Source organism: Bacillus sp. V3-13, assembly GCF_002860165.1.
GTDB lineage: Bacteria > Bacillota > Bacilli > Bacillales > Cytobacillaceae > Bacillus_BJ.
In genome coordinates this window covers 57,253-72,397 of the sequence record NZ_PGUZ01000042.1, presented here as the reverse complement: position 1 = coordinate 72,397, position 15,145 = coordinate 57,253, and the positions used below count along the sequence as shown (strand labels likewise).

Annotated in this window: 13 protein-coding genes and 1 pseudogene; 11 read left to right on the top strand and 3 right to left on the bottom strand. The window is 45.6% G+C overall.

Translation table 11 applies throughout. From position 1 onward, the window contains the following. The first annotated feature begins 178 nt into the window (after positions 1 to 178). The 7 genes from mce (at position 179) to CU633_RS15705 (ending at position 8,130) form a co-directional block, all read left to right on the top strand. Entirely contained in the window at positions 179 to 613 is a 435-nt protein-coding gene (mce, locus tag CU633_RS15735) for a methylmalonyl-CoA epimerase (protein WP_101661541.1), read from the top strand. Continuing rightward, positions 597 to 2,147 carry an acyl-CoA carboxylase subunit beta gene (locus CU633_RS15730; protein WP_101661540.1) on the top strand — a complete coding sequence of 517 codons (1,551 nt, stop codon included), beginning with the start codon at positions 597 to 599 and terminating at the stop codon, positions 2,145 to 2,147. Before mce ends, CU633_RS15730 begins: the two co-directional genes overlap by 17 nt. Before the next feature lie 62 nt (positions 2,148 to 2,209). Continuing rightward, positions 2,210 to 3,331, top strand: a complete 1,122-nt coding sequence (locus CU633_RS15725) for a M20/M25/M40 family metallo-hydrolase (RefSeq protein ID WP_101661539.1) — start codon at positions 2,210 to 2,212, stop codon at positions 3,329 to 3,331. Between the two features lie 131 nt (positions 3,332 to 3,462). Beyond that, positions 3,463 to 3,939 carry a chemotaxis protein CheW gene (locus CU633_RS15720; protein ID WP_101661538.1) on the top strand — a complete coding sequence of 159 codons (477 nt, stop codon included), beginning with the start codon at positions 3,463 to 3,465 and terminating at the stop codon, positions 3,937 to 3,939. Between the two features lie 124 nt (positions 3,940 to 4,063). Next, positions 4,064 to 5,341 (top strand): DNA polymerase IV, encoded by a 1,278-nt coding sequence (locus tag CU633_RS15715; RefSeq protein WP_101661626.1) that lies wholly within the window; start codon positions 4,064 to 4,066, stop codon positions 5,339 to 5,341. 184 nt (positions 5,342 to 5,525) lie between these two features. Next, positions 5,526 to 6,935, top strand: a complete 1,410-nt coding sequence (gndA, locus tag CU633_RS15710) for an NADP-dependent phosphogluconate dehydrogenase (RefSeq protein ID WP_101661537.1) — start codon at positions 5,526 to 5,528, stop codon at positions 6,933 to 6,935. Positions 6,936 to 7,215: 280 nt separating this feature from the next. Continuing rightward, complete coding sequence (locus tag CU633_RS15705) at positions 7,216 to 8,130, top strand: DUF1002 domain-containing protein (RefSeq protein WP_101661536.1); 915 nt, start codon at positions 7,216 to 7,218, stop codon at positions 8,128 to 8,130. A 58-nt stretch (positions 8,131 to 8,188) separates the two neighbouring features. Here CU633_RS15705 and zwf read toward each other — a convergent pair whose 3' ends face one another. Beyond that, positions 8,189 to 9,688 (bottom strand): glucose-6-phosphate dehydrogenase, encoded by a 1,500-nt coding sequence (gene zwf, locus CU633_RS15700; protein ID WP_101661535.1) that lies wholly within the window; start codon positions 9,686 to 9,688, stop codon positions 8,189 to 8,191. A 432-nt stretch (positions 9,689 to 10,120) separates the two neighbouring features. Here zwf and rnz point away from each other — a divergent pair, with 432 nt between their 5' ends. From rnz to CU633_RS15685, 3 genes and pseudogenes are all read left to right on the top strand, one after another. Further along, a complete protein-coding gene (rnz, locus tag CU633_RS15695) occupies positions 10,121 to 11,056 on the top strand; it encodes a ribonuclease Z (RefSeq protein WP_101661534.1) in 936 nt (311 codons plus the stop codon). After that, complete coding sequence (locus tag CU633_RS15690) at positions 11,056 to 11,598, top strand: histidine phosphatase family protein (RefSeq protein ID WP_101661533.1); 543 nt, start codon at positions 11,056 to 11,058, stop codon at positions 11,596 to 11,598. The genes rnz and CU633_RS15690 overlap by 1 nt, the downstream gene beginning before the upstream one ends. Positions 11,599 to 11,739: 141 nt before the next feature. Continuing rightward, positions 11,740 to 11,835: pseudogene (locus CU633_RS15685) on the top strand (peptidase E); the annotation flags it as partial. 474 nt (positions 11,836 to 12,309) lie between these two features. On the opposite strand, the gene namA reads toward CU633_RS15685, so the two are convergent. Then, positions 12,310 to 13,332 (bottom strand): NADPH dehydrogenase NamA, encoded by a 1,023-nt coding sequence (gene namA / locus CU633_RS15680; RefSeq protein ID WP_101661532.1) that lies wholly within the window; start codon positions 13,330 to 13,332, stop codon positions 12,310 to 12,312. A 147-nt stretch (positions 13,333 to 13,479) separates the two neighbouring features. Further along, positions 13,480 to 14,325 (bottom strand): pyrroline-5-carboxylate reductase, encoded by an 846-nt coding sequence (proC, locus tag CU633_RS15675; protein ID WP_101661531.1) that lies wholly within the window; start codon positions 14,323 to 14,325, stop codon positions 13,480 to 13,482. 474 nt (positions 14,326 to 14,799) lie between these two features. Between proC and CU633_RS15670 the strand changes: the two genes are divergently transcribed. Next, positions 14,800 to 15,066 (top strand): hypothetical protein, encoded by a 267-nt coding sequence (locus CU633_RS15670; protein WP_101661530.1) that lies wholly within the window; start codon positions 14,800 to 14,802, stop codon positions 15,064 to 15,066. The last annotated feature ends 79 nt before the right edge of the window (positions 15,067 to 15,145 follow it).

Here is a 15,145-nt window from a genome sequence, read left to right as displayed (position 1 = left end):
TATTATTTTACTAGGAAAAGTGGTCCTGAACAACCGCTCAATCGATGAAGGATTTCCGATAATTTCGTCGAATAATTAAAAGTATTATATATTTTCTGCTAAAATTATATTGCCAGATCCGGATTATCAGTTTGTACGGGGCTCCAGGACAAGTCGCCGGTGTTCATTAGGAGGGGAAATGATGATTAAAAAGGTCGATCATATCGGCATTGCCGTAAAATCACTTTTGGAAGCGCTGCCTTTTTATACGGATGTTCTGAAACTTCCGTTGCTAGGCATCGAAGAAGTGGCAAGCGAGCAGGTTAAAGTGGCGTTTTTGGATGCCGGGAATATCAAGCTGGAGCTGCTGGAGCCAATCTCAGCCGACAGTGCAGTTGCCAAATTTATAGAGAAACGCGGGGAAGGAATCCATCATGTTGCTTTTGGCGTCGAATCGATTCAAGAGCGGATCGAAGAGATCAAAACGAAAGGAATCAGGATGATTCACGATATGCCGAAAACTGGTGCTGGCGATGCACTCGTTGCTTTTATGCATCCGAAATCAACAGGCAGTGTCCTGTTTGAATTATGTGAAAAGAAAGGACTGAACGAACAGAATGGCGGACATTTATGACAAGATAAATGAGCTGTATGACCGCCGCCGTGAGGTAGAAATGGGCGGGGGAGACGAACGGATTGAAAAACAGCATGAGAAAGGGAAGCTGACGGCAAGAGAGAGAATTGAATTGCTCGTTGATCCCGGAACGTTTGTTGAACTAAATCCATTTATTGAACACCGCTCGACAGATTTTGGGCTCGATAAACAAAAAGGACCGGGAGACGGAGTGGTGACAGGGTACGGCAAGGTCAATGGCCGCCCGATTTATTTATTTTCTCAGGATTTTACCGTTTTTGGCGGCGCCCTGGGAGAAATGCATGCCAATAAAATCGCCAGCGTGATGGATTTGGCTGCGAAAAATGGAGCGCCTTTTATCGGCTTAAATGATTCCGGAGGCGCGAGAATCCAGGAAGGCGTTGTCTCACTGGATGGCTATGGCCAGATATTTTACCGAAATGCCATTTACTCCGGGGTGATTCCGCAAATATCGGTGATCCTCGGTCCATGTGCCGGCGGGGCGGTTTATTCCCCGGCGATTACCGACTTTGTATTTATGGTCGAGCAAACGAGCCAAATGTTCATCACCGGACCGAAAGTCATTGAAACGGTTACGGGAGAAAGGATTTCCTCCGAAGATCTTGGCGGTGCCAAAGTGCATAATGCGATTAGCGGAAATGCGCATTTTCGGGGCAGGACAGAGCAGGAAGTGATTGAGCAAGTTCGTGAGCTGTTAAGCTACTTGCCACAAAATAATGAAGAAAAACCGCCTCGTACGGAAGTGGATGATCGCGATGATTATCGCCCTGATTTAACCGATCTGATTCCTTTTGATGCGGTCAGGCCGTACGATGTCAGGCTTGTGGTTGAACAAGTTGTTGATCAGGATTCATTTTTGGAAGTACATAAGGACTTTGCGAAAAATATTGTCGTCGGGCTTGCCCGAATCAAAGGGGAAGTCGTCGGGCTTGTTTGCAACCAGCCAAAAGTAATGGCAGGCGGCCTTGATATTGATAGTTCAGATAAAGCGGCAAGGTTTATCCGTTTTTGCGATTCGTTCAATATACCGATTATCACTTTTGAAGACGTAACCGGTTTTTTCCCGGGCATTAAGCAGGAGCATGGCGGTATTATCCGCCACGGGGCAAAAATTTTATACGCTTATTCAGAAGCGACGGTTCCGAAGCTGACGGTAATTTTGAGAAAAGCATACGGAGGGGCGTATGTTGCCTTAAACAGCAAATCGATCGGTGCCGATCTTGTTTTTGCCTGGCCAAATGCAGAAATTGCCGTGATGGGTCCGCAGGGGGCAGCCAATATCATCTTTGCCCGCGAAATCCAAAACAGTGCCGACCCTGAAGCGACAAGGGCGCAAAAAATCGAAGAATACCGGGAGAAATTTGCCAACCCATATGTCGCCGCAAGCAGGGGCATGGTCGATGATGTGATCGACCCTAGAGAAACGAGAATTAAGCTCGTCGAGGCTCTTGAAATGATGCGGAATAAGAAAGAAACCCGTCCTCTGAAAAAGCACGGCAACATCCCTCTTTAATTGCTAGATGAATATGGTAAAAGGTATACTAGCATAGTGAGTACATAACAGGGGGTAATCAAATGATCAATCAGGAGCGTCTATTAAACGAATTTCTTGAGTTAGTGCAAATCGATTCAGAAACAAAATATGAAACTGAAATTGCTAAAGTTTTAAAGCAGAAATTCACAGATTTGGGCGTAGAAGTTTACGAAGACGATACAACCGCTCAAACAGGTCATGGTGCCGGAAATCTTATTTGTACCCTGGGCGGCACTAAAGATGGTGTTGACACGATTTATTTTACATCCCATATGGACACCGTTGTCCCTGCCAAAGGAGTAAAGCCTGCCATTAAAGACGGTTATGTCGTGACCGACGGAACGACGATTCTCGGGGCCGATGATAAAGCGGGGCTCGCAGTGATGCTTGAAACGGTCCGTGTCTTGAAAGAGCAAAACCTTCCCCATGGGACGATTCAATTTATTATTACCGTTGGGGAAGAATCTGGCCTCGTTGGTGCCAAAGCGCTTGATGCTTCCTTGCTAAAAGCGAAATACGGCTTTGCGCTGGACAGCGACGGCAAGGTTGGAAACGTTGTTGTTGCAGCTCCTACCCAGGCGAAAGTGGCAGCGGTTATCCACGGCAAAACGGCCCATGCCGGTGTTGCCCCCGAGAAGGGTGTCTCCGCGATCACGATTGCGGCCAAAGCGGTCTCAAGAATGCCGCTTGGCAGAATTGATGAAGAAACAACGGCCAATATCGGCCGCTTTGAAGGCGGGACCCAGACAAATATTGTTTGCGACAGGGTCGATATATTAGCGGAAGCCCGCTCGCTTATCCCGGAAAAAATGGAAGTCCAGGTCGGCAAGATGAAGGAAGCTTTTGAAGCAGCAGCCGAAGAACTCGGCGGAAAAGCGGATGTTGATATCCAGGTGATGTATCCCGGCTTCAAGTATGGTGAAGGAGACCATGTTGTTGAAATAGCCAAAAAAGCAGCCGCCAAAATCGGCCGCAGCTGTGAACTCCAAAAAAGCGGGGGCGGCAGCGATGCCAACGTGATCGCCGGTTTCGGCATTCCAACGGTCAATCTTGCTGTCGGCTATGAGGAAATCCATACCACAAACGAGCGGATGCCGATTGAAGAGTTAAACAGGCTTGCGGAAATGGTGATTGCCATTATCGTGGAAGTAACTGAAGCTTAGGTTAATGAGGGAGCCATTATGGTTCCCTTTTTCATATTAAAAATCCTATTTCCCTATAGACAAATGACCCAGGAAATTTGTAATATGAAAGTAGGTAAAAATTGGTGTGTTTACATAAAGGGGGAATGACCGTGAGTGAGATCAAAAAAGTAGTAGTGTTCCAGGTGGGAAGTGAAGATTATGCGATTCCAATCGAAAATGTGATCTCCATCGAAAAAATGGAGGGGGCAACGCCGATTCCCCACCTTCCGGAATATGTGAAAGGGATTGTGAAGGTAAGAGGAGAATTAATTCCTGTCATAGACTTTGAAAATATTTTGTATAACCGCTTTTTGGAGATCAATGAGCAAACAAGATTAATTGTCCTGCAAACGGATGATCTGGCTCTTGGCGTGCTTGTAAAAGACGCGAAAGAAATTCTCGATATCCCGTCCGATGCTCTCAAGCAGATCGGTTTAATCGCCTGCCAAAAGACAACTTACTTTACCGGTGTCGCCAATCTTGATCAGCGCCTGATTACGGTTATCGATCCGTCCATTCTTGTCCAGTCACTTGAAGGGATAAAAGAGATTCGCGAACATATGGAGGATCAAGTGCAAACAAATTAAGGCAGGAAACAGCTCGCAATAGGGCTGTTTTTTTCTGGTGTAAAAAACCCTGGCCGGGAACGTGTGTTTGTGAATGATTTCTGGTAAAATAAAGACAGAATCCGAAAATCAGGGAAGTGCCGGCATGAAAGAGATGTATCCAAAAAAGGGCCGAGTCATTTTGCACGTAGATATGAACAGTTTCTATGCTTCTGTCGAGATGGCCTACGATCCATCATTGAAGGGGAAGCCGCTTGCGATTGCCGGCAATGTGGAAGAACGGCGCGGCATTATTGTCACTTGCAGCTATGAGGCAAGGAAATTCGGCGTTAAAACAACGATGACCTTATGGGAAGCCCGCAAGCTTTGTCCCCAGCTGATTGTAAAAAAGCCCAACTTTGAAAGATATCGGGCCGCTTCAATCGGAATGTTTGAGATCCTGGGGCAATTTTCCGACCTTGTCGAGCCGGTTTCGATCGATGAAGGATATATGGATATAACAGAAAGCTATGAATATGGCGAACCGCCCGAGATCGCCAAAACGATCCAAAACAGGATTTACGAACAGCTTGACTTGCCCTGCAGCATCGGGATTGCGCCAAATAAATTTCTTGCCAAAATGGCCTCTGACATGAAAAAACCGATGGGGATCACGATTTTAAGAAAGCGTGATGTTCCTAAAATCCTCTGGCCGCTGCCTGCCGGACAAATGTATGGGATCGGCAAAAAGACGGCTGAAAAACTGGCGGCGATTGGCATTCACACAATCGGCGATCTCGCGGGCGCTGATAATATCACTTTGAAGAAGCACCTCGGCATTAACGGAGCCAGGCTAAAAGAACGTGCCAACGGCGAAGACCGCAGGCCCGTTGATCCTGAAGCTGTGTCCGATTTTAAAAGCGTCGGCAATTCAACGACCCTTCCAAAGGATGTCGCCAATCAACAGGCTCTTCTTCATGTTCTTGAAGGCCTTTCCGAAAAAGTGGCAATCAGGCTCAATAGAAAGCAGGTTGTCGCGACCAACATTGCCGTGACAATCCGGTATAAGGACAGAAAAACGATTACGCGAAGCAAAAAGCTCGATAATCCGGTCAGCCGCAAAGAGGAAATCCATTCTGCTGCCGCGCAGCTTTTTTTAAAGCATTGGAACGGTGACCCGGTCAGGCTTTTGGGAGTAACCGGGACAGACCTTCAGGAAAAGGGACAGGCCATCAAGCAGCTCGACCTGTTCTCGTTTGAGGAAGATGCGAAAAAAGAGCCCCTTTTTCAAACAGTCGAAAAGCTGAGGGAGAAGTACGGCAAACATATCATCGAACATGCAGGTTCACTGGCAGAAAAGGACCGGCAAAACCCGAAAGTCGGCACGGATACAAGCTTCAATAAAGATTTTTTGCAGACATTTCCGGATAAAAAACCTGAATAATACAGCCGCAGCTCGGATGAATTTGCCTGTAAACGTTTAAATTAAGATTGCAGGGTTGTTTAGTTGCATCTCAAATTGAAACTTGCTAAAGTTAAGTGGGTTATTCTATATGAAGCACACTGCAGTTACTGGCAGTTAATGTGTGATTCAATACATATTTAGGTGTAGAAGGGACGTTTTTCATATGACAAAACAACAAATCGGTGTCATCGGTTTGGCGGTAATGGGAAAAAACCTCGCCATGAATATCGAGAGCAGGGGCTATACAGTCTCCGTTTATAACCGCTCCCGTGAAAAAACAGACGAGATGCTCGAGGAAACAAAGGGAAGAAACATTGTTGGTACATATTCAATGGAAGAATTCGTTCAATCCCTTGAGACTCCCCGTAAAATTTTGCTGATGGTGAAAGCGGGCGGACCAACCGACGCAACGATTGAGCAATTAAAGCCGCTCCTTGAAAAAGGCGATATTGTCATCGATGGCGGAAATACATTTTTCGCTGATACACAGCGCCGCAATAAAGAGCTGAGCGAGCTTGGCATCCATTTTATCGGAACAGGTGTCTCCGGCGGCGAAGAAGGTGCATTGAAGGGCCCTTCGATTATGCCTGGCGGCCAGAAGGAAGCGTATGATCTCGTCGCACCGATCTTTGAAGACATTTCTGCAAAAGTAAACGGCGAGCCTTGTACAACCTATATTGGTCCTGATGGTGCCGGCCATTACGTCAAAATGGTTCACAACGGAATCGAGTATGGCGATATGCAATTAATCGCCGAATCCTACTTCCTGTTAAAAAATGTGCTCGGTTTAAATGCCCGCGAGCTGCATGAAGTGTTTGCCGACTGGAATAAGGGTGAACTTGACAGCTATTTAATCGAAATTACCGCGGACATCTTCACAAAAGTCGATGAAGAAACAGGCAAACCGCTCGTTGATGTGATTCTCGATACGGCAGGCCAAAAAGGCACAGGCAAATGGACGAGCCAAAGCGCGCTTGATTTGGGAGTGCCGCTTCCGATCATTACTGAGTCCGTATTTGCCCGGTTTATTTCGGCAATGAAGGAAGAACGCGTTCATGCAAGCAAAATTTTAAACGGGCCAGAGGTTCAAGCTTTTAGCGGCGACAAAGAAGCCTTTATTGAATCAGTCCGCAAAGCGCTGTACATGAGCAAAATCTGTTCTTACGCCCAAGGTTTTGCGCAAATGCGTGCCGCTTCCGAAGAATATGGCTGGGACCTTCAGTACGGTGATATCGCGATGATTTTCCGCGGCGGATGTATTATTCGTGCCCAATTCCTGCAAAAAATCAAAGAAGCGTATGACCGCGATCCAGGTCTGAAAAACCTGCTTCTTGACCCATATTTTAAGGAAATTGTTGAAAGCTACCAAAAGGCATTGCGTGAAATCATCGGCTCGGCCGTGCAAAACGGAATTCCGGTACCGTCATTCGCAGCTGCCCTTTCCTACTACGACAGCTACCGCACGGAGACGCTCCCGGCGAACCTGCTTCAAGCGCAACGCGATTACTTCGGTGCCCATACGTACCAGAGAATTGACAAAGAAGGAATTTTTCACACTGAGTGGATGGAATAAAACAAAAACAGTGCACCTCTATATGGGGAGCACTGTTTTTTTCTATCCGCAGCACCAGACATAATCATTTTATGCCAAACCTGACAGCTGGTAACGTATTGACACAAGCCCAATGCCAAGCAGCGGTTTCAATTGCCGGGAGCAGGGTATACGGTTATTGTGAAATGTTGCGAAAGGATAATAGGTCTGAAATGATCATTTTGATTAAAAATGAAACTTTTCCCCGATAAAAACAGTCAATAACAATAGAATTCTTTTAAAAAGAAAAGGAGAACAATCCATGTTGAAACGATTTTTAAAATGGTTTGCGATTGCTGCTGTATTATCAGTAGTGTTTACTGTAAACGGTACTGCCTTTGCTGACAGCGCGAAAGAAGAAGAGAGCATTAATGAAAAATTCGGGCTGCCGGTTGTCGTTTACGGTGAAGCCTTATCAGAAGCACAAAAAGAAAAAGTCCGCGAGTTGCTGGAAGTGACAGATCCGGGCAAAGTGAAGGAAATCACCGTGACCGGTGAGGATCTTGTCCATTATATAAAAGGTGATCCCCATTCAAATATGTACTCTTCGGCTAAAATCACGCGAAAAGATGCAGGGGAAGGCCTGGTGATCAATCAGGTGACGCCGGAGAACATTACCGAAGTAACCGATGAAATGTATTCAAATGCTCTGTTAACCGCGGGGATTGAGGATGCGGTTGTCGATGTTGCTTCACCGGTAAAGGTGAGCGGCCATTCTGCCCTGGTCGGCATTTATAAAGCTTATGATCAGGGAGAGGGTGCGCCACTGGATCAGGAGCGCACCGAGGTTGCAAATGATGAATTAAATCTGGCTACCGACCTGGCCAAAAAGGAAGGACTTGACCAGGACAAGGTCAGTGAGCTGCTGACAGAGATCAAGAAGGAAATTGCCGAACAAAATCCGGCAACGAAAGAAGAAATTGAACAAATTGTTGATGAGAAGCTGAAGGCACTTGAAATCAATTTAAGTCCGGAAGACAGGCAGCTTTTGATTGATCTGTTTGATAGAATGCGCGACTTGAATATTAACTTTGACAATGTCCGCAACCAGCTTGAGGATTTAACGGGTGACATTCAAAAAAGGATAGATGAAGCAGTTGGTGACGAAGGCTTTCTCCAATCAGTTTCAAATTTCTTTAAAGAATTGATCGAAAGCATTAAGGGCTTGTTTTCATAAGGATTGAGAGGAATCGGGATATAAAATGCCCCCTGCAATATTTTGCAGGGGGTATTTGTCAGCAATTTTCTACTTCCAAATCCGTAACCGGCCACCAGAAGAATCCATCTTTTGCAAGCAATTCGTCTGCTGCTTCGGGACCCATCGATCCAGATTCGTAATTCGGGAAGTTTTCTTCCTTTGTGCTTTCCCATACTTCGGAAATTTTATCAACAAAATTCCAGGACAGGGCAACCTCATCCCAATGCGTAAAGTTTGTTGCATCCCCGCGCATGCAATCATAAAGAAGTTTTTCGTAGGCTTCAGGTGTGTTGATTCCGTCAATGTCCTTATTGGCGAAATTTAATTTAACCTGGGTCGCCTCCATGTTCTTTCCTGACTTTTTCGCATTTAAATGCATGGTGATGCCTTCCTCCGGCTGGATGTGAATAACAAGCAGGTTCGGATGTAATGTTTGTTCCGTATGATAATATAAATTCATCGGCACATCCTGGAATTGAATGACAATCTTCGTTGATTTTGCTTTCATCCGTTTTCCTGTCCGAATGTAGATTGGAACGCCGGCCCAGCGGAAATTATCGATTAACAGTTTTCCGGCCACGAATGTTTCTGTATTTGAGTTCTCATCAACCATCGGCTCCTGCCGGTAAGCAGGGACTGGTGTGCCATTGATTTGGCCTGCACCATACTGGCCGCGGACAAAAGCGTTGTTGACCTCTTCTCTTTCTAAAGGACGCAACGCCCGCAAAACCTTGACCTTTTCAGAGCGAATCTCATCTGTCGTTAACCGGATCGGCGGTTCCATCGCAAGCAAAGCAACCATTTGCAGCATATGGTTCTGAACCATATCGCGCAGTGCACCGCTCTTTTCGTAATAGCGTCCCCGTTCCTCGACACCGAGCGTCTCGCTTGAAGTTACTTGAATGTTGGAGATGAAACGGTTGTTCCATAGCGGTTCGAAAATCGCGTTGGCAAAGCGAATCACTTCAATATTTTGCACCATTTCCTTGCCGAGATAATGATCGATCCGATACACTTCGTCCTCATTAAAGGCAGTACGAATCCGGTTGTTCAGCTCTTTTGCGGATTCAAGATCATGCCCGAACGGCTTTTCAATGACAAGCCGCTTAAAGCCCGGAACATCGGTCAACCCATCGTGCTTTAAATGCTCGGCAATTGTTCCGAAAAATTCAGGAGCCATTGCCAGATAAAAAATCCGGTTTCCTTCGAGCGAATAATGCTGATCCAATTCTCCTGCCATATTATTTAATGCCTGGTAGGAGCTTGAATCGGTCACGTCGTGGGAGTGGTAATAAAAGCGGGACGTGAAGTCGTCAAGATTTTCCGTGCCGTCGCTGGATGCCTGCAGTGAGTCCGCAACGCTTTTTTGAAAATCTTCATTCGTAAGAGGACGTCTTGCAACGCCAATTACGGCGAATCGTTCCAGCTTGCCTTTTTTATAAAGATTATATAAAGACGGGAATAATTTCCGTTTTGCCAAATCTCCTGTCGCACCAAATATCATGATGAGTGCAGTTGGTTTTTCGTTCTGTTTCACGATTCAAGGACCTCTCTTTACCTGAAAAATTTATGTACATATTCATTTTTGAAACAAGTGACCTATACAAGTATAAAATTTTATCGGTTTCTCAACTATTTAGCAAATTATTAGTGCTATAGTTATTCTATTCCAATCATGCGATGCTATCCACTCGAAAAAGTGCACGCGTTAAAGATTTTTTAACGTTAGCTTATAGAGTATTATGAAGGCCGTTATTTTTTCAACGAATCTGCTTATGCAAGCGTTTATTTTGCCCGGACTTGCCCGGTTATAAACAAAAAACGATTAAGAGCTCATGCGGGAAATGTTGATGAACCAGAAGGCATAGCGTATAGTAAATTTATGGATGGCCACGGGCGAATTTACTGTTACAGGATTGGCGTGTTAACCACGGGTTTCAGAACAGCCTGTTTAGAAAGGAGTGATCGGATGGATGTTTTTTTTCTGGGCACAGGAGCGGGTGTTCCGGCCAAGATGCGCAATGTTACGTCAATAGCTTTGAAGCTATTGGAAGAGCGGGGATCGATCTGGCTGTTTGATTGTGGAGAAGCAACCCAGCATCAAATTCTGCATACTTCAATTAAACCGCGACGGATTGAAAAAATTTTTGTCACCCACCTTCACGGTGACCATATATACGGGCTTCCCGGGCTACTGTCCAGCAGGTCTTTTCAGGCCGGCGAATCGGAAGTGACTTTGTACGGGCCGAAAGGGTTGAAAGAATATATCGTGATGAGCTTGTCAATCAGCCATTCGCATTTGAGATACCCGCTAAAGATTGTTGAAATCGACGAAGGGATTGTATTCGAGGACGACCAGTTTTATGTTGAAGCGCAGTTGCTTGACCATGGAATTCCTTCCTACGGGTACCGCGTTGTTGAAAAGGACCGGCCCGGCACCCTGCTTGCCGACAAGCTTGCTGAAGCTGGATTAAAACCTGGCCCTCTTTATAAAAAAATAAAAAACGGTGAAGATGTTGTGCTTGAGGATGGAACGGTGATTCATGCGGCCGAGTTTTTGGATCCGCCAAAGAAAGGCCGGATCGTGGCGATCCTTGGTGATACGAGAGTATGCAATAACGCTGTTGAGCTTGCCAGAGAAGCTGACGTGCTTGTCCATGAAGCAACTTTATCAAAGGACGAAGAACAGATGGCATTTGATTACTTTCATTCGACAACCCATCAGGCTGCACAGGTTGCTTTAAAGGCAAATGCCAGCAAGCTGGTCATCACCCATATTAGCTCAAGATATGACCGTCCTGCCTGGAAAGAGCTCGAACAGGAAGCGCAGGAGCTGTTCAAAGACACCGTGATTGCTGCTGATTTTATGGAAATATCAATCCCGATGAAGCGGGGGCGTTTTTGATGAAGACGATTTACATTGTCCGGCATGCGCAGGCTGAGGGACAGCCGTTTGATTCCCCCCTGACCGAAATCGGAGTCAGACAGGCTGCTGCACTGGCCTGCTTGTTTGCAGATAAGCAAATTGATGTAATCTATTCAAGCCCATTTATCAGGGCAATAGCGACAATAAAGCCTCTGTCCGATTTAAAAGGATTGGAAATTATCGAGGATAGCCGCCTTGGCGAGCGGGTATTAAGCTCGGAATATTATCCGGATTGGCTCGATAAGGTAAAGCAAAGCTTCGCCGATTTTGAACTTGTTTTTGAAGGTGGTGAATCGCAGGCATCAGGAATGAAGCGGGCTGCTTCGATTTTGGAAGAAGCGATCGCATCGCCGGCAGAAAATATCGTGCTCGTCAGCCATGGCAATTTATCAACGTTGCTGCTCCGCTATTTTGACGATCGGTTTGGTTTTACACATTGGCTGGAGATGACTAATCCGGATGTGTTTGAAGTGTGTATTTCAGGTGGAAATAACGTGGTTACTCGGATATGGGAAACATAATTTAAGTATAATTGCTTAGAGAATAATATTATGTGAAGTGCTGCTTCACTAATGAGGCTGATTAAAGAAGGAAATTGTAAGGCTGCCTGCAATAACAGTAGGATTGTTATGCTGAAAATGATAATCGAAGGGGGGATTTCTATGAAACAAATTATTGCAATGGGCGGCGGCGGTTTTTCAATGGAACCCGAAAACCTTTTGCTGGATAAGTATGTTTTAAAGCAGTCGGGGAAGCAAAAGAGTATACAGTAAAAAAATTTATCGGCAAAATAATTGAAACAGAGCTAGATACGATGTATCTCATAAACTAGGACGCGTCAGAAGCCTGAGCATGATATAATAATAGAGCAATAGAATAGGTTTCTCAAGGGTGGTCGGCACTCATCCCCGAACAGAAAGGGGGTGGTGCTGGTGACGGTATTCGAAGCGTTGATGTTTGCAGTAACTTTTGCAGGCTTGATCGTCGCGATCCTGTCACACGACCAAAAAAAATAATCCACCCTTGAGTTAACGGCTCAGGTGGATTACTCCGCTTAACAGCCGATCCCCCTTAAAGGGAACCGCCTATTGCAAGACCGTTTGGTGTTACCAGCACCGGCGGTCTTTTTTAATATACGCTGCTTTCTATTTTTATTATACCCAACAGCTGATTAAAAGCAAACTGATTGATGCTAAAAAACTATAACACTATCGCAAAAAGAACAGAAAAAATTATAACGACCAGCCGCGCTCATATTGCTTTGGTGCTTCGATGTCAACGCCAAGTTCTCTTGCCGCCGTTCTTGGCCAATACGGATCGCGGAGCAGTGCGCGGGCCAGGATGATAAGATCAGCCCGGTTGTTCTGCAAAATTTCTTCTGCCTGAATTCCGGTGGTGATCAGGCCGACGGCACCGGTTGGAATATCCGCTTCATGTTTAATTTTATCCGCAAATGGCACTTGATAGCCAGGGAATGCTTTGATCGAGGCGGGAACAAGTGCACCGGAGCTGACGTCAATAAGATCAATGCCCTGTTCCTTCATCCATTTGCTAAACATTACATAGTCGTCGACATTTAATCCTTCTTCATGATAGTCACTGGCAGAAACCCGCACAAACAACGGGCCATCCCAGACAGTTTTGACTGCGTCAATGACCTCGCGAAGGAAACGGTAGCGGTTTTCAGCGCTGCCACCATATTCATCATTGCGCTGATTGGAAAGCGGCGACAAAAATTCATTGATTAAATAGCCGTGGGCTCCGTGAATTTCGATGACATCAAAGCCGGCCTTTTTAGCTCGTTCGGCTCCTAACCTAAAGGCTTCAATGGTCCCGGCAATTTCACCCTTCGTCATTTCTTTTGGCGTTTTCGACTTTTCATTAAACGGGATCGCTGAAGGGGCAATAATTTCACCATCGATCGTAGCTTTCCGGCCGGCATGGGCAATCTGGATTCCGGCTTTTGCGCCATGTTCCTTGATTAGGCCGGTTAACTCTTTCAGCCCTTCGATATGATCGTCACTCCATATCCCGAGATCTTGCGGGCTAATCCTTCCTTGCGCCGTCACAGCGGTTGCTTCTAAAATAATCAAACCTACCTGTCCAACTGCCCGGCTTGCATAATGGGTGCGATGCCAGTTCGTAACGAGGCCATCTTCGTTAAAACATGAATACATGCACATTGGCGCCATCACAATACGATTTTTAAAGGTTACATCTTTAACTGTATACGGTGAAAATAACTTTCGTTCCATATGTAAAGCCTCCCTTATTTCGCTTATGTAAATATATCTATATTATACCAGTCTGGTTTTCAAAATGAAAAAAACCGGCTCAAGCGTTTTTTCCGCAAAAACGCTAAACCGGTATTTGGTGTTTTATTTTTCTCCATTTTCGATAAGTTAAACGTGCTGTTTGACAGAATCGATCTCGCTGCTCAGCATGCTGCCAAGCTTTTTCGACTGCGCGGTTGCTTCTTTAATGCACGAAATAAAAGCATCCTGAACCCCATGTGCTTCCAATACTTTTATGCCGGCCTCGGTTGTTCCGCCCGGGCTTGTAACATCCTGCCTGAGCTGTTTTGGTGCCTTGTTGGAGCTATCCAGCATCCCGGCAGCACCCAGCAAGGTCTGGATAATAAGCTCTTTCGCCAATCCTTTCTCAAGGCCGATTTCAGCCGCGCTTTTTTCCATCGCTTCCACGAGATAATAAATGTAAGCAGGACCACTGCCGGAAAGGCCGGTGACGGCATCAAGCTGGTTTTCGGCAACAGCCGCGGTTAAACCGATTGTATTGAAGATTGTTTCTGCCATTTTCTTCTGTCTTAAGGAAACCCGGCTGTTGACAGCAAGCGCCGTTGCTGATTTTCCGATCGCCGCAGACGTGTTCGGCATCGCCCGGACCACCGCCAGCTCTTTTCCTGCCAGCTTTTGAATGCTTTCTATCGAGACTCCGGCAAGCACGGAGATGATCAGCGTTTTTGCCGTTAAAAATGGCCTGATTGCTGAAACGGCAACGGCCGCATCCTTCGGTTTCACCGCTAATATGACCGCATCGGCACCGTCAAACAATTCCGCCCCGCTCCCGGATATACTGACGCCGTACCGCTGGTGCAGCTTTGCCAGCTTTTTTTGATCGCTTCTATTTGTGACCCAAATTTTTTCTTTTTCCAGCAACTCTTTTTCGACAATGCCGGAAATCATCGCCTCAGCCATCGAGCCTGCTCCAATGAATACAAGCTTTTTCATTTGCGGCCTCCTCCTTTTTGCAAATATAAATACAAAAAGACCTTTCATCCGAAAAGGACGAAAGGTCTAGCTTCCGTGGTACCACCTTCATTCACCAGTTCCACACGGATTTTACCGTTTGAACAAGTGCAACTCAATTCCGCTAACGCCGGAATGCGTTTAGGTTTTGCCTAACAGCTCATAAGGTAGGTTTCAATGGTCAAGAGGGCGGTGAAGCCTTTCAGCCGGCGGGCTTCACTCTCTTTTGCCGTTTTCCATTTACTGGCCTTATTCATTGCCCGTTTAAATAATAAATTTATAAGTGATTATGCAACGTAACAAGCTTGTTTGTCAAGGGGGATATGTCTGATTTGCTAAAAATCCTCTTGTTGTCAGGAAACTAACGGATCGAAAAGATTGAATTTTTTGTATATTGTTCTCTTTAAATTTGTTAATATGAAATTATTGGCAGTTTATCTCTGGGGGAGGAACAGCATGAAAGTAAAAGATATTTGTTTATCAATCATTTTGCATGGATTTTTAGGTTACTTATTTGTAGTATTCATGAATCATCTTACTAAGCTTGCCAATGCAATGAATAATTTTTTCACGGGCGGGTCACTGATGTTGGCAGGCGTGATGTTATTCGGGGCAATTTCAGATAGAGTGGCACCTTATCACGAATACAAATTCAGTCATCCACTCAAGCTGGCTGGCTCGGTTTCATTCGTGCTTGTTGTGATTATTACTCTATTGATTTAAGAAATAATTATGCGAAAATAATGACAATTTTCAAAAAGAGCGCTAAACTAGATGTGGCGACCAAACATGTATGCGCTCT

Excerpts from the sequence above, each read along its gene's own strand:
- mce (WP_101661541.1), top strand. The coding sequence starts at position 179 with ATGATGATTAAAAAGGTCGATCATATCGGCATTGCCGTAAAATCACTT.
- CU633_RS15730 (WP_101661540.1), top strand. The coding sequence starts at position 597 with ATGGCGGACATTTATGACAAGATAAATGAGCTGTATGACCGCCGCCGT.
- CU633_RS15725 (WP_101661539.1), top strand. The coding sequence starts at position 2,210 with ATGATCAATCAGGAGCGTCTATTAAACGAATTTCTTGAGTTAGTGCAA.
- CU633_RS15715 (WP_101661626.1), top strand. The coding sequence starts at position 4,064 with ATGAAAGAGATGTATCCAAAAAAGGGCCGAGTCATTTTGCACGTAGAT.
- gndA (WP_101661537.1), top strand. The coding sequence starts at position 5,526 with ATGACAAAACAACAAATCGGTGTCATCGGTTTGGCGGTAATGGGAAAA.
- CU633_RS15705 (WP_101661536.1), top strand. The coding sequence starts at position 7,216 with ATGTTGAAACGATTTTTAAAATGGTTTGCGATTGCTGCTGTATTATCA.
- rnz (WP_101661534.1), top strand. The coding sequence starts at position 10,121 with ATGGATGTTTTTTTTCTGGGCACAGGAGCGGGTGTTCCGGCCAAGATG.
- CU633_RS15690 (WP_101661533.1), top strand. The coding sequence starts at position 11,056 with ATGAAGACGATTTACATTGTCCGGCATGCGCAGGCTGAGGGACAGCCG.
- namA (WP_101661532.1), bottom strand. The coding sequence starts at position 13,332 with ATGGAACGAAAGTTATTTTCACCGTATACAGTTAAAGATGTAACCTTT.
- proC (WP_101661531.1), bottom strand. The coding sequence starts at position 14,325 with ATGAAAAAGCTTGTATTCATTGGAGCAGGCTCGATGGCTGAGGCGATG.
- CU633_RS15670 (WP_101661530.1), top strand. The coding sequence starts at position 14,800 with ATGAAAGTAAAAGATATTTGTTTATCAATCATTTTGCATGGATTTTTA.